The sequence below is a fragment of the Lysobacter gummosus genome, from assembly GCF_001442805.1.
Lineage (GTDB): Bacteria > Pseudomonadota > Gammaproteobacteria > Xanthomonadales > Xanthomonadaceae > Lysobacter > Lysobacter gummosus.
In genome coordinates, this window is sequence record NZ_CP011131.1 from 4,882,819 (window position 1) to 4,900,316 (window position 17,498).

Annotated in this window: 12 protein-coding genes; 3 read left to right on the forward strand and 9 right to left on the reverse strand. The window is 66.4% G+C overall.

What is annotated here, in order from left to right:
• Positions 1-159 precede the first annotated feature (159 nt).
• Entirely contained in the window at positions 160-2,262 is a 2,103-nt protein-coding gene (locus tag LG3211_RS19885; protein ID WP_057944345.1) for an NHL repeat-containing protein, read from the forward strand.
• 73 nt (positions 2,263-2,335) lie between these two features.
• Here the strand turns inward: LG3211_RS19885 and LG3211_RS19890 are convergent, their stop codons facing one another.
• The 3 genes from LG3211_RS19890 to LG3211_RS19900 are packed head-to-tail and all read right to left on the reverse strand — an operon-like array spanning position 2,336 to position 4,116.
• Complete coding sequence (locus LG3211_RS19890; protein WP_148649031.1) at positions 2,336-2,911, reverse strand: hypothetical protein; 576 nt, start codon at positions 2,909-2,911, stop codon at positions 2,336-2,338.
• Positions 2,911-3,306, reverse strand: coding sequence for a hypothetical protein (locus LG3211_RS19895; protein ID WP_148649032.1), 396 nt, complete (start codon positions 3,304-3,306; stop codon positions 2,911-2,913). The genes LG3211_RS19890 and LG3211_RS19895 overlap by 1 nt, the downstream gene beginning before the upstream one ends.
• A gap of 30 nt (positions 3,307-3,336) precedes the next feature.
• Positions 3,337-4,116, reverse strand: a complete 780-nt coding sequence (locus tag LG3211_RS19900; protein ID WP_057944348.1) for a QsdR family transcriptional regulator — start codon at positions 4,114-4,116, stop codon at positions 3,337-3,339.
• Between the two features lie 76 nt (positions 4,117-4,192).
• Between LG3211_RS19900 and LG3211_RS19905 the strand changes: the two genes are divergently transcribed.
• Positions 4,193-5,995, forward strand: a complete 1,803-nt coding sequence (locus LG3211_RS19905; RefSeq protein WP_083512687.1) for an acyl-CoA dehydrogenase — start codon at positions 4,193-4,195, stop codon at positions 5,993-5,995.
• A gap of 162 nt (positions 5,996-6,157) precedes the next feature.
• On the opposite strand, the gene LG3211_RS19910 is transcribed toward LG3211_RS19905, so the two are convergent.
• Entirely contained in the window at positions 6,158-7,321 is a 1,164-nt protein-coding gene (locus LG3211_RS19910; RefSeq protein WP_057944349.1) for a lactonase family protein, read from the reverse strand.
• Between the two features lie 614 nt (positions 7,322-7,935).
• On the opposite strand from LG3211_RS19910, the gene LG3211_RS19915 reads away from it, so the two are divergent.
• On the forward strand, positions 7,936-8,352 hold the full coding sequence (locus LG3211_RS19915) for an OsmC family protein (RefSeq protein ID WP_057944350.1): 417 nt from the start codon (positions 7,936-7,938) through the stop codon (positions 8,350-8,352).
• 40 nt (positions 8,353-8,392) lie between these two features.
• Here the strand turns inward: LG3211_RS19915 and LG3211_RS19920 are convergent, their stop codons facing one another.
• The 5 genes from LG3211_RS19920 to LG3211_RS19940 all read right to left on the reverse strand — a co-directional run bounded on the left by LG3211_RS19920 (position 8,393) and on the right by LG3211_RS19940 (position 17,425).
• Positions 8,393-11,530 carry an efflux RND transporter permease subunit gene (locus LG3211_RS19920; RefSeq protein ID WP_057944351.1) on the reverse strand — a complete coding sequence of 1,046 codons (3,138 nt, stop codon included), beginning with the start codon at positions 11,528-11,530 and terminating at the stop codon, positions 8,393-8,395.
• A 15-nt stretch (positions 11,531-11,545) separates the two neighbouring features.
• Positions 11,546-12,691, reverse strand: a complete 1,146-nt coding sequence (locus LG3211_RS19925) for an efflux RND transporter periplasmic adaptor subunit (RefSeq protein ID WP_057944352.1) — start codon at positions 12,689-12,691, stop codon at positions 11,546-11,548.
• Positions 12,692-12,726: 35 nt separating this feature from the next.
• A complete protein-coding gene (locus LG3211_RS19930; RefSeq protein WP_057944353.1) occupies positions 12,727-14,754 on the reverse strand; it encodes an acyltransferase family protein in 2,028 nt (675 codons plus the stop codon).
• Positions 14,755-14,838: 84 nt separating this feature from the next.
• The gene (locus LG3211_RS19935) at positions 14,839-16,029 is read right to left on the reverse strand and encodes a hypothetical protein (RefSeq protein WP_148649033.1); all 1,191 of its coding nucleotides are present in this window, start codon (positions 16,027-16,029) and stop codon (positions 14,839-14,841) included.
• The gene (locus LG3211_RS19940; RefSeq protein ID WP_057944355.1) at positions 16,004-17,425 is read right to left on the reverse strand and encodes an MBOAT family O-acyltransferase; all 1,422 of its coding nucleotides are present in this window, start codon (positions 17,423-17,425) and stop codon (positions 16,004-16,006) included. The genes LG3211_RS19935 and LG3211_RS19940 overlap by 26 nt, the downstream gene beginning before the upstream one ends.
• Positions 17,426-17,498: the final 73 nt, after the last annotated feature.

A 17,498-nucleotide genomic window follows, 5' to 3' on the forward strand; every position in this document is an offset into this window, starting at 1 on the left:
AGTCGCGTTGCGTTGCGCGCAGGCGGCCGATCGCGTCGCTTGCGCTCACCGTGACCGCGTTGGCGGGGAGCGATGACGGCGCTCGTTCGATGGCGTGACTTAGAATCATGATCAGGAGGACAGCGCCGCGACGGCGCCGTCCACGCGCCAAGGAACCGCATGACCCGCAAAACCTGGATCTGGCTCGCCGCCGGCCTCACCGTCGCGGCGCTCGCCGCGACCTTCGTGTTCGAACCCGGCACCCGCCGCCTGATCGCGACGGTCGCGGCGCCGCCGGCGCCGACGCCGATCGGCTGGATCGCGCAACTGGAACAGGTCGCCGGCGACGGCGTGCGCGGCCTGCGCGACGGCGCGGCCGCGCAGGCGCGCTTCGCCGATCCCTACGGGCTGGTACGCAGCGGCAACGGCACGCTGTATCTGAGCGATGCCGGCGACAGCAACCGCATCCGCATGATCCGCCCCGACGGCAGCGTGGCGACGGTGGCCGGCTCGAAAGAAGGCTTCGCCGACGGCGTCGGCACCGCCGCGGCGTTCAGTACGCCGTCGGGGCTGGCGCTGGACAGCGCGGGCAATCTGTATGTGGCCGATACAGGCAATCATGCGATCCGCAAGATTTCCAAACTCGGCGCGGTCACCACGCTGGCCGGCACCGGCATCGCCGGCTATCGCGACGGCCCCGGCGCGCAGGCGCAGTTCAATGGCCCGATCAGCGTCGCCGTGGATCAGCGCGGCCGCGTGTTCGTCGCCGACACCTACAACGACCGCATCCGCGTGATCCAGCCCGACGGCACCGTCAGCACCCTGGCCGGCGGCGACAAGCCCGGATTCCTGGACGGCGCCGCGGCGATCGCGCGCTTCGACACGCCGACTGCGTTGGCGTTGGATGCGCAGGGCCTGCTGTGGGTCGCCGACACGCGCAACAAGGCACTGCGCAAGGTCGAACCCGATGGCGACGTGATCACTCTCACCCTGGTGCCGGACAGCGAAGGCGGCAATCCGCTGTATCGGCCGTCGGCGCTGGCGATCGCCCACGACGGCGTGATGTACGTCGGCGACATGCTCTCGGGCCTGACCTTTCAGATCCGCCCCGACGGCAACTGGACGGTGCTGACCGGACAGGCGCAGGAACAACGGCTGTCGCTGCCGGCGGCGATGACGCTGGATCGCGACGGCGCGGTGTACGTGACCGACGCGGCGAGTTATCGCGTGCACCGCATCGCCCCGGCCGCGGCGCAACCGATCGCCAGCGTGGCCGGGCCGTCGCCGCAGGACCCGCTGCCTTTCACCGCCGGACGCTGGCCGCTGAAGCCGCAGGACGGCTGGCACGAAGTGGTCGGCACGCTCGGCGAAGTGCGCGGCGACGGCCAACACGAAAGCCGCCACCATCTGCACGGCGGCCTCGACATCCGCGGCGACATCGGCCAGCAGGTGCTGGCGATCGCCGATGCGAAGGTCAGCAATCCGTCCAGCGCCTGGGGCTTCGGCAATCTCGGCGAAGGCGCGGCGCTGGATCAGATCAGCTACATCCACATGCGCGTGGGCCGCACCGCGCAGGGCGAGCCGATCGATCCGGCGCGGTTCCAGTCGATCATGGACGATGCCGGCAAGATCGAACGCATGCGCCTGCTGCGCGGCACCCGCTTCAAGGCCGGCGATGTGCTGGGCACCATCAACGCGATGGCGCACGTGCACCTGAGCCTGGGCGCCGCCGGTTACGAGCGCAACGCGATCAGCCTGGACTTCAGCCATTACGCCGATCACTACCCGCCGCGCATCGAGCGCATCGAATTGCTCGACTCGTTGGCGCAGCCGCTGCGCACCAAGCTCAAGGGCCGCGTGTTGGTGTCGCGCGCTTTGTCGGGGTTGCAGATCGTCGCCGAAGCCTGGGACCAAGTGGACGACAATCTGCCGCGCCGGCGGCTGGGTCTGTATGCGCTGGGCTATCAGTGGCTGGACTCGGCCGGACAACCGCTGCCGGGTTATGAAAGCCCGCGCATGAACATCGAATTCAATCGTCTGCCCTCGCAGGCCGACGCGACCAAGACCGTGTACGCGCCCGACAGCGGCATCACCGTGCACGGCAGCGCGATCACCCGCTTCCGTTACCTGCTGACCAACACCGTGCGCGACGGCCAGCTGAGCGCCGGACTATGGCTGCCGAGCGAACTGCAGCCGGGCGACTACACCTTGCGCATTACCGCCCGCGATTACAGCGGCAACGAGGCGGCGGCGAATCGAGATCTGGCGGTGACTTTGCAGTAAGGCGCGGCTGCGCCCTCTCCCGCTTGCGGCCCCAGGCGACTGCCTTGGGCCGGACAGAGGGCGCGAACCCGAATCACTCGGCCGCCTTCGTCTCCAGCTTCATCAACTGGAACGACACCTTGCGGAACTGGTCCTCGTCCACCCGCTTCAGGCTCTGGCGTTTGCCGCCCTCGGCTTTGACCAATTCGCCTTCCACGTAATAAGTCTGGCCGGCTTGCGCCTGCAACTCCAAGGCTTCGCCGCCGGCCGCGAGCGCGAACTGGCGCGTGCCCGGCTCGATGACATGGACCGCGTACTGGCCGAACCGCAGCTGCGCGAACTCGTTGCCGCCTTCGCTCAGGGCGAAGATTTCCTTGTTGCCGAAAAACGGCCGCTTGCGATAGAAAACGATCTGCGCCTGGCCCTCGGGCGCCGGATCGATCTTCACCGCGGCGCGTTCGGAACTGACCGTCGCCGCGATCGCATCGTTGATGATCATCGGCATCTGCGCCTTGGCATGGCCGAATGGAAACAGCGCGACCGCCAGCACGGCGCAATAAAGTACACAACGCATGGACTCCCCCTGGATGACGGTCGCCGGCCGCGACACGGATATCTTATGCGCCCCGCCCGCGCAGGAGATTCCCCGCGACGCCGGCCGCGCGCGCATCAGACCTGAGCGGCCGGCCCCCGCCTGATCACGCTCAGAGCGACCAGCGCTCCTACCAGCGCGATGCCGAAGCCGGTGATGCTCAACAGCGGCCGCCAATCGATCAATGCCGCGCTCATGCCCAACGCCGACAAAGCGCACAAGACCATCGCCGCGAGCGGCTTGCGCCACAACAGCATCGCCCCGCCGACCAGCAAGCTCGCCGTGGCGAGCCAGTACGCGCCGAAAAGCACCATGGAGACATCGCCGCTGCTCACCATCTCCAGCATCGAGGGCGCGCCCAGAAGCGCCAGCAGCACCTGCACGAAAGCCAGGATCGCCACGCAAAGGCTCCACTTCGACCGGGAGGAATCAGGGACCGTCGAGGAAGGAGCGCGATAGGGATCTTGATTCATGCGAGCCAGACCGGGGAATGACTGCGCGAACTATGCCCGACTGTTTCCACCGCCGCCACGGCGGCGCGGCGATGAAGTCTTGCCCGGATCGTTCGGCGACGCCTTCGCCCGCGGCTCGACCTTGCCCGACAACAGCAACTCGATCGCCAACCCCGCCTCGGCCGCATCCACGCGCTGCCCGCTGATCACATCGGCGTACAGGAACGACTCGCACAAGCGCACGATCAGATACGACAAGGTGTCGACATTGAGCGGCAGCACCAGCGCGCCCTGATCGGCCTGATGGCGCAGCAGTTCGCGCACCTGGCCGATCACCCGCTCCTGCACCGGCCCTTGTTTCGAAGTCAGCAGGCGCAGGGCGAATTCGGCGTCCTGCTCGATGAAACGGCGCAGCGGCGGATACACCAGCATCGCCCGGATCGCGTATTCGCAGATCGCCGCGACGCGGCGCGGCCCGCGCCCGGAGGTCGCCGCCGCGGCCTGTTGCAGCAAGGGCTCGCACAGCGACCACACCACTTCGCCGAGCAGTTGCTCGCGGCTGCCGACCCAGCGGAACGCGGTGGCGCGGCCGATGCCCAATTCGGCGGCCAATGCGCCGATGTCCAATCGCTCGCCCGCGATCCAGCCGCGGCGCGCGGCGCGGAACAGGTCCAGCGGGGTGGCGCGGCGCGGCGTGGATTCGCGCAAGGCCTGCTCGAGCCGGGTCTGGGCCGGCGCGGGTTTGGCCTGGACCGCGGCGCGCTTGGCCGAAACCGGCTTGGACGGGCCTTTCGGCGGGGCGGCGGGCTTGCGCGCGGGCGACTTGGGCATGGCCTGGACGAATTCCCGGATTGACTCCTGATGAGTCACATGTAAAGAATGACTCACCCACTGCCGGAGCGCAAGCATGAGTTCCAGTCCGCTGATCGACCGCCGCCATCTGGATTTCATGCTGTACGAACTGCTCGAGGTGGAGCGCCTCGCGCGTTATCCACGCTTCGCCGAGCATGGCCGCGAGACCTTCGACGCGGCGATCGAACTGGCGCATCAACTGGCGGTGAGCAAGTTCCTGCCGCACAACCGCAAGAGCGATCTCAACGAACCGCGCATGGTCGATGGCCGGGTCGAGCTGATCCCGGAAATCGGCGAAAGCCTGCGGGCGTTCAACGAAGCCGGCTTCATGGCGGTGCTGGCCGACTTCGAAGACGGCGGCATGCAATTGCCGTTCGTGATCGGCGCGGTGTGCGACTGCATGTTCTCCGCGGCCAACCCGTCCACCGTCGCCTATCCGGCGCTGGCGCGCGGCGTGGCCAATCTGCTCGAGGCCTACGCCAGCGACGAACAGAAACGGCTGTACATGAAGCCGATCGTCGATGGCCGCTACTACGGCACCATGTGCCTGTCCGAGCCGCAGGCCGGTTCTTCGCTCGCCGACATCAAGACCCAGGCCGAACCGCAGGCCGACGGCAGTTATCGCATCAGCGGCGCGAAGATGTGGATCTCCGCCGGCGACCACGAACTCGGGGAAAACATCGTGCATCTGGTACTGGCGAAGATTCCCGGCGGGCCGCCCGGCGTGCGCGGCATCAGCCTGTTCATCGTGCCGCGCTGGCGTGTTGGCGACGACGGCGCACGCGGGCCGCGCAACGATGTCAGTCTGGCCGGACTGAACCATAAGATGGGCCAGCGCGGCAGCGTCAACACCTTCCTCAAGTTCGGCGAGTCCGGCGACTGCCACGGCTATCTGGTCGGACAGCCGCATCAGGGTCTGACGTACATGTTCCACATGATGAACGAGGAACGCATCGGCGTCGGCCTGGGCGCGGTGCAGCAAGGCAGCGCGGCGTATCTGTATTCGCTGCAGTACGCGCGCGAACGCCGCCAGGGACGTCATCCGGACCAGAAAGATCCGGCCTCGCCGCCGCTGCCGCTGATCGAGCACGCCGACGTGCGGCGCATGCTGCTGTTGCAGAAATGCTGGGTCGAAGGCGCGCAGGCGCTGGGCTTCTACACCGCGCTGCTGGTCGATCAGGCGCTCGATCCGGACGACACCGTGCGCGGCGAAAGCGCGCTGCTGCTGGATCTGCTGACGCCGATCATCAAGGCCTGGGGTTCGGATTACTCGCTCAAGGCCAACGAACTGGCGATCCAGATTCTCGGCGGCTACGGCTACACCCGCGAGTATCCGGTCGAACAGTGTTATCGCGACAATCGCATCAATCCGATCCACGAAGGCACCAACGGCATCCAGGCGTTGGACCTGCTCGGACGCAAGGCGATGATGCAGAACGGCGCGGCGTTGAAGCTGCTGTTGCGCGAGATCGGCGCGAGCTGCGCGCAAGCCGCCGCGTTACCGGAATTGCAGGCGCTGGCCGCGCAACTGGGCGCCGCGGCGAAACTGGCCGGCGCCGCCACCGCGGCGGTGGGCCAGCGCATGGCCGCCGGCGAAGTGCGCCTGGGTTTGGCTAACGCCGGGCATTACATGACCCTGCTCGGCCATGTCGTCATCGGCTGGTTGTGGCTGCGTCAGGCGACGATCGCGCAAAACGCGCTCGCCACTGCCAGCGAAGCCGATACCGCGTTCTATCAGGGCAAGCTGCAGGCTTGCCGGTTCTTCTTCGCCCATGAATTGCCGCAGGTGGAACTGGCGGCGAAGTTGGTGAGCGAGGCCGAGCCCAGCGCGCATGCGATGCGGGCAGAATGGTTTTGATGAAGGCGCCGGCCGACGCGGCTTGGAGGTCTTTTGTGGGAGGGGCTTCAGCCCCGATGCTTTTCGGTGAGATCCGCGGAAAGTTCAAGGCGATTTGAGCCAAGAGCATCGGGGCTGAAGCCCCTCCCACAAAAGACCTAAAGCTATCGCCGCAGCTCGAACTCAACGCCCGGCGATGCCGATCCCCACCGGCGCGCCGTTGCCGAACACGATCGGCGCGCGCGCCGGCTTGAGCGTATCGCCGTCGATCCTCAGCACATGCAGCGCGCGATCGTCGATGCTCTGCGCCAGCACGGTCCTGGAATCCTCGCCGAACACCAGGCCCTCGGCCCAGGCGCCGATGGGCGCTTCGGCCACGCGCCGCAGCCGGCGGTTTTCGAGCTTCAGCAGCACCACCAGACTGTTCGGCGAATAGAAGGGATGATCCTTCGGCCGGTTGCTCATGTTCTGCACCGTCGTCGCCGCGTAACGGCCGTCGGGCGAACAGGCGACGTCTTCCGGCGCCGAGCCGACCGCGACGGTGTCGATCACGCGCGGCTTGGCGCCGGTGGTGTCGATCAGGCTGACCGTGTCGATATCGCCGTTGCCGGCATCGGGAATGCCGAAGTTGCCGACCACGGCCAGTCCGCTGTCGCCGCAATAGGCGACGGTGAACGGCGTGACGCCGGCGACCATGTCGCGGATCGGCGGCGTCTTGATGCGCTCGTTTTCCAGCGCATACAACGACACGCGCTGCGCGTCGGCCTGGGCGACCAGCATGTGCTTGCCGTCGGCCGGGAACGAGACGGTGAGCGGCCCGCGCCCTGCCTCGAGAGGTTGCTTGTCGGCGATGGCGACCTTGCCGTCGCGGATCGACAGCCACACCAGCGCGTTGTCGGGATTGGACGCCACCACCGCCATCGCGCCGCCGGGATGGAACTTGACCGAGGACGGCCGCACGCCGAGCGCCAAGGTCTGGCTCAGGCGCGGGGTCTTGCCGGACAGATCGACCACCGACAGCGTGTCGTCGTTGGCGTAAGCCTTCGGATCGGCCGCATCCACGCGCGAGGACGACACCACTAGCGCCAGATCGCCGCGCGCGGACACCGCCAGCGATTCGGGCGGGCCCAGGTAACTGGTCGGCAGCTTCACTTCGCCGAGTTTGAGCAACTCGCCGCCATCGAGCTTGAAGAACACCGCCGAATCGCCGGCCGGCTTGGCCGCGATCGCGCTCTGGCCATCGACCAGGATCGCCTTGGAATCCACTGCAACGCCGACGACCTGCGCGTTGGCGGCCAGCGCGGCGAGGATCAGGCTCAGGGCGAGCGGCAGGCGAGATGCGTTCATGCGGGCGTCCTTCGGGGGAGGGAGCGTCGATGATCGGCAACGCGGCTGCGCACGGCCCCTGTCGAATGTCATGCCGAGGCGCTGCGATCTCGGCGATCTCCCTCTCCCTCTCCCGCTTGCGGGAGAGGGAGAGGGAGAGGGAGAGGGAGAGGGGATGAGCGCCGCGGCGCGAATGCTCTTGCTCTTAAGGAAACCTCACCGCTGGCCGGACACCCTCACCCCAACCCCTCTCCCGCCAGCGGGAGAGGGGCTTCATGCGCACTTCTGTTGGCAGCCTCGGCGATCTCCTTCTCCCTCTCCCTCTCCCGCTTGCGGGAGAGGGCCGGGGTGAGGGATGAGCGCCGCAGGCGCGAATGCTCTTGCTCTTAAGGAAGCCTCACCGCTGGCCGGACACCCTCACCCCAACCCCTCTCCCGCGCCCCGTAGGAAGTCACCTTGGGTGGCAAGCGGGAGAGGGGCTTCATGCGCACTTCTGTTGGCAGCGGTCCTGTTACCGACGCTCAGCAACACCCGCCGATGAAACTATCCGTGCGGCAACACCAGCTAGCGCCAACCGCAAGCCCGCCTTAAGGTCAGCGCAAGCGGCCCCAACGCCGCATCCCCCAAGGACCGCCATGCCCGTCGCCACCGTCAACGCCCGCACCGAACCCACGCCCTTCGTGGTGACCTTCATCGACGACGGCGGCCACACCTGGCAGGCCGACGAACCGGCCGAGCTCGGCGGCGGCGACAGCGCTCCCTCGCCCGAGCGCCTGCTGCTGTCCAGCCTGGGCGCCTGCACCGCGATCACCGTGCGCATGTACGCCGCGCGCAAGCAGTGGCCGCTGGCCGGAGTGGAAGTCGCGCTGCGCTTCAATCCCGACGGCAAGCCGGCCGCGGGCACCGATATCGAACGCAACATCCGCCTGCTCGGCGAGCTCAGCGAAGAACAGCGCGAGCGCTTGCTGCAGATCGCCAACGCCTGCCCGATCCACAAGGTGCTGACCGGCGAGGTACGCATCGCGACCCGCCTGGACGCGGCGCAAGCCTGAGCCGCGGCGACCGCGCGTAGCGGTCGCCGCGTGGGCGGCGTTACTGCGCCGCCGGCGCCGCCGCGGCGGTGCGGTGGAAGCTGTGGAACGCCCGCTGCACCAGCACGAAGAACAGCGGAATGAAGATCACGCCGAGGAAGGTGCCGGCGAGCATGCCTCCGAACACGCCGGTGCCGATCGCGCGCTGAGCGCCGGCGCCGGCACCGGTCGCGACCGCCAGCGGCAACACGCCGAAACCGAACGCCAGCGAGGTCATCAGGATCGGGCGCAGGCGGCTGTGCGCGGCCAGCACGGTGGCTTCGATCAGCGACTTGCCCTGCTCGACATAGTGCTTGGCGAATTCGACGATCAAGATCGCGTTCTTCGATGTCAGCCCGACCGTGGTCAACACCGCCACCTGGAAGTACACGTCGCGCTCCATGCCGCGCATGAAAGTGAACACGACGACGCCGATGATGCCCAGCGGCACCGCCAGCAAAATCGCCACCGGCATCGACCAGCTTTCGTACAAGGCCGCCAGCCACAGGAACACCACCAGCAGCGACAGCGCATACAGCAGCGGCGCCTGCGACACCGCTTCGCGCTCCTCGAACGACTGGCCGACGAACTCGGCGGCGAAGCCCTGCGGCAATTGCGCGACCAGGCGCTCGACTTCCTGCATCGCCTCGCCGGTGCTCAGGCCTTCTACCGCCTCGCCGTTGAGATTCATCGCCGACACGCCGTTGTAGCGTTCCAGCTGCGGCGGGCCGTGTTCCCAGCGCGAAGTCGCGAACGCCGCCACCGATACCATCTCGCCCTGCTTGTTGCGCACGTGCCAGCGGCCGAAATCCTCCGGCCGCATGCGGAACGGCGCGTCGGCCTGCATCACCACGCGCTTGACCCGGCCGCGATCGATGAAGTCGTCGATGTAGCGCCCGCCCCAGGCCACCGACAGCATGTCCTCGACATCGCTCATCGACAGCCCCAGCGAGGCCACTTTCTGCGGATCGATGTTGATGTACAGCTGCGGCGTGTCGTCCTGGCCGTTGGCGCGCACGTTGGCCAGCAAGGGGCTCTTGGCCGCCAGCTCCAGGAACTTGTCGCGCGCCGCGGTCAGCGCCTTGTGGCCCTGGCCGTAGCTGTCCTGCAGATAGAAATCGAAACCGACCGAATCGCTGAGCTGGACCACCGGCGGCGGCGCGAAGGCGAACACGCGCGCGTCGGTGATCTTCGACAACTGCTTGGCTGCGCGCTGCTGCACCGCCTTGACGCCGAGCTCGGCGGGCTTGCGCTCGCTCCAGTCGCGCAGCTGGATGAAGCCGAATCCGGCGTTCTGGCCCTTGCCGCTGAAGTTGGAGCCGGCCACGGTGAAGGTCGCCGCCACCGCCTTGCTCTCGTCTTTCAGGAAGATGTGTTCGACCTGGTCGAGCACCTTCAAGGTCCGCGCCTGGGTCGCGCCGACCGGGCCCTGCACCATCGTCAGCAGATAGCCCTGGTCCTCGGCGGGCAGGAACGCGGTCGGCAGGCGGAAGAACAGCACCGCCATCAGCACGCCCAGGCCCAGGTACACCGCCACCCAGCGCAGCGGCCGCTTGAGCATGCCGGCGATGAAACCCTCGTAACGCCGCCCGCCCTGGTCGAACTTGGTGTTGAACCAATGGAAGAACCCGCGCTGGCGCCGCGGCGCGGCCGGGTCATAGGGTTTGAGCAAGGTCACGCACAGCGCCGGGGTCAGCACGATGGCGACGATCACCGACAACACCATGGCCGAGACGATGGTGATCGAGAACTGCCGGTAGATGACCCCGGCCGAGCCTTGCAGGAACGACATCGGAATGAAGATCACCGACAGCACCGAGGCGATGCCGATCAGCGCGCCGGTGATCTGCTTCATCGACTGCGAGGTCGCCTCCACCGGCGTCATCCCTTCCTCGTGCATCAGCCGCTCGACGTTCTCGACCACGATGATCGCGTCGTCTACCAGCAGGCCGATCGCCAGCACCACCGCGAACATGGTCAGCATGTTGATGGACAGGCCGACCACGGCCAGCACGATGCAGGTGCCCAGCAGCACCACCGGCACGGCGATGGTCGGGATCAGGGTGGCGCGGATGTCCTGCAGGAACAGGTACATCACCACGAACACCAGGAAGATCGCCACGAACAAGGTCTCGACCACGCCGTGGATCGACATGCGCACGTAGGGCGAGGTGTCGAACGGAAACACCGCGGTCAGCCCGCGCGGCATCTGCGGCTTGAGCCGGTCGAGCTGGGCCTTGACGCCTTCCACCATCGCCAGCGAGTTGGCGCCGTTGGCCAGGGTGATGCCGATGCCCGAGGTGGGCTTGCCGTTGTAGCGCGCCAGGCGGCTGTAGTCGGCACGGCCCAGTTCGACCCGGGCGACGTCGCCCAGGCGCAGGCTGGCGCCGCTGCCGCTTTCGTTGCGCAGGATGATGTTGCGGAACTGCTCCGGCGTGCGCAGCCGGCCCAGCGCGATCACCGAGGCGTTGAGCTGCTGGCCCTGCACCGACGGCGTGTCGCCGAGCTGGCCGATGGAGGCCTGCGAGTTCTGCGCCTGCACCGCCGCCGACACGTCGGCGGGGGTGAGCTTGTACGAGTTGAGCTTGTCCGCGTCCAGCCAGATCCGCATCGCGCGCTTGGAGCCGAACAACTGCACGGTGCCCACGCCGGGCACGCGGCTGAGCGAATCGAACACGGTGGTGGCGACGAAATCGTCGATTTCATCCGTGCGCAGATTGCCGTTGGTGGAGACGAAGGCGACCACCAGCTGGCGCGCGCCGCTGGCCTTGGTGACGGAAATCCCCTGCTGCTGCACGATCTGCGGCAAAAGCGGGGTGGCCTGCTGCAGCTTGTTCTGCACCTGGATCTGGGCGAAATCCTGGTCGGTGCCGGTGACGAAGGTCAGGCTGACGGTGACGTTGCCGTAACGGTCGCTGGTGGAGACGATGTCCTTGAGCCCCTCCAGCCCGGTCACGTTCTGCTCGATGATCTGCGTGACCGATTCCTCCACGGTCTCGGCCGACGCGCCCGGATAGCTGGCCTCGATATCCACCGACGGCGGCGCGATATCGGGATAACGCGAAATCGGCAACCGCGTCAGCGCATACAGCCCCACCAGCACGGTGACGATCGCGATCACCCACGCGAGGATGGGGCGCTTGATGAAAAAATGCGACATCCAGTCTTCCCTGAATTAACGGCCGGCGCTCGCGGCCGGCGCCGGCCTGGACACCGGCACCGCCTTCACGAGCATGTCGGGCTCTACCTTCTGCCCGCCTTCCACGATCACGCGTTCGCCCGCCTTGAGCCCGTCCTCGACCAGCCACTGGTCGCCGACCGTGCGCGACACGCGCACGCTGCGCTGCTTGACCTTGTTGTCCTTGTCCACGACCCAGGCGCTGGCCTTGCCGTCGGCGTCCAGGGTCACCGCCTGCTGCGGCGCCAGCAAGGCATCGGCGAGCGTGCCCTCCTTGACGATCGCGCGCACGTACATGCCCGGCAACAGGGTCAGCTTCGGATTGGGCACCACCGCGCGCAACAGGAAGTTGCCCGTGGTCGGGTCGACGGTGACGTCGGAGAACTGCAGCTTGCCTTCGTGGCCGTAGGCCGCACCGTTTTCCAGTTGGATGCTGACCGCCGCGCCGGCGTCGCTGGATTGCAGCCGGCCCGAATCGATCGCCTGCTTCAGCGCCAGCCAGTTGGCGCTGGGCTGATTGACGTCCACGTAGATCGGATCGAGCTTCTGCACCAGCGCCAGCGGCTCGTCCTGGTTGGCGGTGACCAGCGAACCTTCGGTGACGTTGGACTTGCCGATACGCCCGCTGATCGGCGCGACGATGTTGGCGTAGGCCAGATTGACCCGCGCGCTCTGCAAGGTGGCGCGCGCCACGCCGACTTCGGCCTGGGCCTGGTCGGCGGCCATGACCGCGCTCTCGTTGTCCTGCTCGCTGACCGCGTGGATCTTGTTCAACTCGCGCGAACGCCTGGCCGCCAGTTGCGCGGCGTGGGCGGTGACCTCGGCCTTGCGCAGATTGGCCTGCGCGCTGTCGAAGCTCGCCCGGTACACCGCATCGTCGAGCTGGTACAGCGCCTGCCCGGCCTGGACGAATTCGCCCTCGACGAACAAGCGCTTTTTCACGATGCCGCTGACCTGCGGACGGATGTCGGCGACCTGCATCGCGCGGGTGCGGCCCGGCAACTCCTGGGTCAGGACCAACGGGGCATTGACGAGCGTGACCACGCCGACCTGCTGCGGCGGCTTGCTCCCGTCCTCCTGCGAGCGGCTTTCGCCGCAAGCAGGCAACAGGATCGCGAGCGCACATCCGGCGGCGAGCGCCATGGCATTGCTGACTGACGAACGCACTGCAGTTTCTCCTAGCGACCGCCGGGCATGGAATCATGTCCGGTATCGAGAACGACGGGATCGATGTAGCTCACGCTCTCGAGAATGTAGAACTTGCGCAGATGGAACGCGTCGCGGTAGATCGGCTCGTCGTTCTTGGTGATCGAAGGGCATACGCCTTCCGGGCACAGGCCGCCGAGCGGATCGATCAGGGTCGCGTTGTTGTCCTTGGCGATCTGCCGCAACCGTACCAGGAACGGCTCGTACGCCGTCAACAGGTGCTGCTTGCTCGCCGGCTCGCTGTTGACCCGGAAACCAGGCGCAAAAATGGTGCGCTGGACCATCTGCCGCGGCGCGAAGCCCGGATTGAGCGGCGCGTTCTGCATGATGTAGACCTTCTTGCCCGAGGCGGCGAAGCCCTCGACCATGCGGCGCACGTTCTCCAGCGCCGGATCGGCCACCGGCAGCAGCGGGCGCACTTCGCCGACGTGATCGCTGTCGCGGTTGCCGGTCAGGTACGAGTACCACGAGAAGCCGATCACCACCGATTCGATCGGCGCGGTCTTGGCCATGGCGATGGCATCGACCAGCAGCTGCCGGCACTTGGCGTGGGCGACGCGGGTGATTTCGTCGTGCGGGGCGCAACCCGGGCGCCAGGCGAAGATCGCGCCGCGGCTGTTGCCCGGATGCTCCTTGAGCACCTTGTCCACGCGCCAGTGGTACTGCGCCAGGGTGCTGTCGCCGATGAACAAGACCTTCTTCGCGCCGGTGCCGACGTTGAGGAAACCCGGCTCCTTCGGATACGGGAAGTCTTCGTTTTCGGCGGCGAGGATCTTGGCCACATCGGCCGGGATCGGACGCGCCGGGATCTGGGTCTTGTAGGTCAGCCAGCCGCCGACCGCGCACACCGCCATCGTCGCGAACAGGCCGCTGGCGACCTTCAGCGTCTTCGGCGAGCCGCGCAGCGGCCGCTCGATGTAGCGATAGGTCAGCCACGCCAGCACGAACGACAGGGCCACCACGCCCACGCGCAGGGCCGGGGTGTAGTCGCGCCAGTCGATGGTATGGGCCAGCGACAGCAGCGGCCAATGCCACAGGTACAGCGGATAGCTGATCAGGCCGACGAACACCATCCAGCGCTGGCTCAGCACGCGGCGGCTGATGAAGCTGCCCGGGCCGGCGGAAATCAGCAGCACCGAACCGATCACCGGCGCCAGCGCCCACCAGCCGGGGAATTCCATCTTGTTGTGCAGGAACGCGAACGAACCGATCAGCAGCACCGCGCCGAGGTTGGCGCGGGCGTTGTCGCCGAACAAACCCTTGTGCGGAATCCACGACGGCAGGCTTTCATGTCCGCCGTGGGCGGCCTTGTTCTGGGTGGCGAAGGCGAGCAAACCGCCGAGCGAGAGCTCCCACAGGCGCGCGGTCGGCAGATAGAACGACTGCAGCGGTTCTTCGTGCACGGCCGACACGTTCAAGTAGAACGACACCACGGTGATCGCGCCGAGCAGCGCCACCTGCCAGCGGCCCAGTCGCCAGGTCGCCCACAGCAGCAGCGGCCACACCAGGTAGAACTGCTCTTCCACGCCCAGCGACCACAAATGCACCAGCGGCGCCTCGATCGCGCCGAAGTACAGGTTGGTGTCGATGAACAAACTCAGATTGAGCACGAAGGCCGCGCCGGCGGCTATGTGTTTGCCCAGTTGCTCGAATTCGTCCGGCAACAGCACCAGCCAGCCGAACAGGAACACCGTGATCATCATGGTGATCAGCGCCGGGAAGATGCGCTTGATGCGGCGGCCGTAGAAGCCCAGCAGGCTGAACTGCTGCTTGTTCAAGGCGCGCAGCAGGATGCCGGTAATCAGATAACCGGAGATGACGAAGAAGATATCCACGCCGACGAAGCCGCCGGGTATCAGCGCCGGGAACGCGTGGAAGATCACCACCGGCAATACCGCGATGGCGCGCAGGCCATCGACGTCGGGTCGGTAATCCAGGTGCGGCGCTGCGGGTTTTTCCTTGGCCGGCGCGATGGCGTCGGTTGTGACTGCAATGGACATGGGGCTACCTGTGCTTGGCAAGAGTTGAATGGAATCCGCTGAAGGCCCGCGCGTTCGCGCCGGGCCGGCATGGACCGTCCGGGTTCATCCGTCGCCGGGTTTGCGCCTGCCCTCCTCTTGCCACCGCTTGCTGTGCACCTTCAACCACTCCACCCGCTCCATCAGCACCTTCACGTAGGCGTCGGTGTAGACCTGCGCGCCGGATTGCGAGAGATGCGACCACTCGGGAATGTCGAGGTTGTGCATCTGGGTGTAGTCCTCGAAATGGATGCCGAACGAGTTGGTCTCGCGCATCAATCGATCCCAGCCCACCGCGCGCGGGAAGCGCACGCGCTCCACATCCAGCAGATGGCCGGCCGAAGGCGTGCGCAACCACACCACTTCACCGCCCCTGGCGCGGATGCGATCGATGTCGGGCTTGGTCTTGGCGATCACGCGATCGACCAGGTCCTTTTCGATCGGATCGCCGATCCAGTACTGGCCCCAAACGTAGCGCGCGTGTTCGTTCAAGCGCGGATCGGTCTCGATCCGGTTCCACAGATACATCTGACGGTCGTCGTAGGACTCGGCGATCTTCCATACCGACAGCGGCGCCACGCCTTCGCGTTGCGGCCAGTCGGCCCGTTCGAGCAGCTTGAACAAGGTGTAGTTGCTGTCCAGGAACGCCAGATCGCGCGAGGCGGCCTTGTACAGCAGATGGCCGGACTTCTGCGAAGGCGTCTGGTGATCGATGTACTTCAGCACCGTCACGCGCCGGCCCAGCTCATCGCTGAAATAGCTCGATTCGCTGATGCCGATCACCACCAGCCCGGCGAAGCGTTCGTCGGAGGCCAGATCGTGCAGGAACGGCTGCGCGCTGGTGGCCGGCAAGGCGAGCTGCAGCGGCTTGCGTCCGGTGAGTTCCTCCCACTTGCTCAGCTCGGTGCCGAACAGCACGCGCGAGTCGCCGATGATCACCACCGAATCGGCGGGCAGCTTGTCCAGCCTGCGCCGCTGTTCGACCCAGTAGTCGCGATCGTCGTCCAGATCGCCCGCCTGCAGGCCGAGATGGCGCATCGCGATCTCCCAGCCCAGCACCAGCAGGAAGGTGCTGATCAGCACCTTCAGCATCAGCTTCGGCCAGGGTTGATCCGGCACCGGACGCGCCAGCCCGGTGCCGAAGCTGCTCTCCGAATCGGCGGTGGAAACGGCCGAATGCGGACGCTGCGACGGATCGGGTCCGAGCAGATCGGGGGCGACGGCGCCGGCGTCAAAACTGGAAGTAGATGAAACCATCGCCATTCCCTTGCGTAATGATGGTCAGAAACAGCATGCCGCTCATGGCCGAGACCAACAGCCATTGCGGAGCGCGCGCAACCACGTGTTCCAGCTCCTTGTCGCGCATATGCCAATGCGCGAACAGGGTCAGGACCACGCAGACCATGCTCAGAACGATCTGATACAACGACAGGATCGGCGCGGCGTCGGCATGCAGGCCGATCATGCTGCGGTAGATCGACATCGCCTCGGCCAGCGTCGGCGAACGGAACAGCACGCGGGTGCAGGTGATGATCCAGAACGTCAGCAACATCATGCTGACCTGGAACCACAGCCCCTTTGGAATGTTCCAGGCCTTGGTCTTGCGCCGCATCCAGCGCTCGCCGCACAGCAGCAGGCCGAATACGCCGCCCCAGATCACGAAGGTCCAGTTCGCGCCGTGCCACAGGCCGCTGATCAACAAGGTGATCATCAGATTGAGGTAGGTGCGCGCTTCGCCGTCGCGACTGCCGCCGAGCGGGTAGTACACGTAGTCGCGCAGCCAGGTCGAGAACGAAATATGCCAGCGCCGCCAGTATTCCGCGATGCCGATCGCCGCCAGCGGCGCGCGGAAGTTGTTCGGAATGCTGAAGCCAAGGCACATGGCCGCGCCGATGGCGGTGACCGAGTAACCGGCGAAGTCGAAGAAAATCTGCGTGGCGAACGAGGCCGTTCCGACCCAGGCGTCGACACCGGTGATCGGGTCGCCGTTGCCGTAGACCGCATCCACCGCCGGCGCGAACACGCCGTCGGCCAGCACCACTTTCTCGAACATGCCGAAGATCATCAGCGCGAATCCCCAGCACAGCTGATTCGCCGTGGCGGTGCGCGGACGCTGGAACTGCGGCACCAGATCGGCGGTGCGCAGGATCGGGCCGGCCACCAACTGGGTGAAGAACGACACGAACAAGGCGAAGTCGAACAACTTCGGAATCGGCTCGACCCGCTTCCAGTAGATGTCCAGGGTGTAGGACATCGAATGGAAGATGTAGAACGAGATGCCGACCGGCAGCAGGATGTTCCACTTCGGCGCGGTGTACTGCACGCCGATCAACTGCATCAGCGCGTGCCAGTTCTCCTGCGCCCAGTTGCCGTATTTGAAGAAGCCCAGAAAACTCAGGTTGAAGATGATCGACACGATCAGCCAGGCCCGTCGCCGGCCCTGCTCGGTCTGGCGATGGATCTTCAGCGCCACGGCCCAATCGACCACGGTGGAGGCCCACAGCAGCAACAGGAACGGCGGGTTCCATGCGGCGTAGAACAGAAAACTCGCCACCAGCAGATTGGCTTTCTTGATAGACCACGGCAGCCGCAGGTTGTGCAGGAACAGCACCACCGCGAAAAACACCAGGAACGTGAGCGAATTAAAGACCACGGCGAGCCTCCGTTGCCTGTGAGCGCGGATGCATCCGCAACCGGCCCGTGCGCAGGCCGGCGCCGATGCTTGC

Coding starts and splice junctions, on each gene's coding strand:
- LG3211_RS19930 (WP_057944353.1), bottom strand. CDS start 14,754: ATGTCCATTGCAGTCACAACCGACGCCATCGCGCCGGCCAAGGAAAAA.
- LG3211_RS19905 (WP_083512687.1), top strand. CDS start 4,193: ATGAGTTCCAGTCCGCTGATCGACCGCCGCCATCTGGATTTCATGCTG.
- LG3211_RS19920 (WP_057944351.1), bottom strand. CDS start 11,530: ATGTCGCATTTTTTCATCAAGCGCCCCATCCTCGCGTGGGTGATCGCG.
- LG3211_RS19890 (WP_148649031.1), bottom strand. CDS start 2,911: ATGCGCGCGCGGCCGGCGTCGCGGGGAATCTCCTGCGCGGGCGGGGCG.
- LG3211_RS19910 (WP_057944349.1), bottom strand. CDS start 7,321: ATGAACGCATCTCGCCTGCCGCTCGCCCTGAGCCTGATCCTCGCCGCG.
- LG3211_RS19900 (WP_057944348.1), bottom strand. CDS start 4,116: ATGCCCAAGTCGCCCGCGCGCAAGCCCGCCGCCCCGCCGAAAGGCCCG.
- LG3211_RS19915 (WP_057944350.1), top strand. CDS start 7,936: ATGCCCGTCGCCACCGTCAACGCCCGCACCGAACCCACGCCCTTCGTG.
- LG3211_RS19925 (WP_057944352.1), bottom strand. CDS start 12,691: ATGGCGCTCGCCGCCGGATGTGCGCTCGCGATCCTGTTGCCTGCTTGC.
- LG3211_RS19935 (WP_148649033.1), bottom strand. CDS start 16,029: ATGGTTTCATCTACTTCCAGTTTTGACGCCGGCGCCGTCGCCCCCGAT.
- LG3211_RS19895 (WP_148649032.1), bottom strand. CDS start 3,306: ATGAATCAAGATCCCTATCGCGCTCCTTCCTCGACGGTCCCTGATTCC.
- LG3211_RS19885 (WP_057944345.1), top strand. CDS start 160: ATGACCCGCAAAACCTGGATCTGGCTCGCCGCCGGCCTCACCGTCGCG.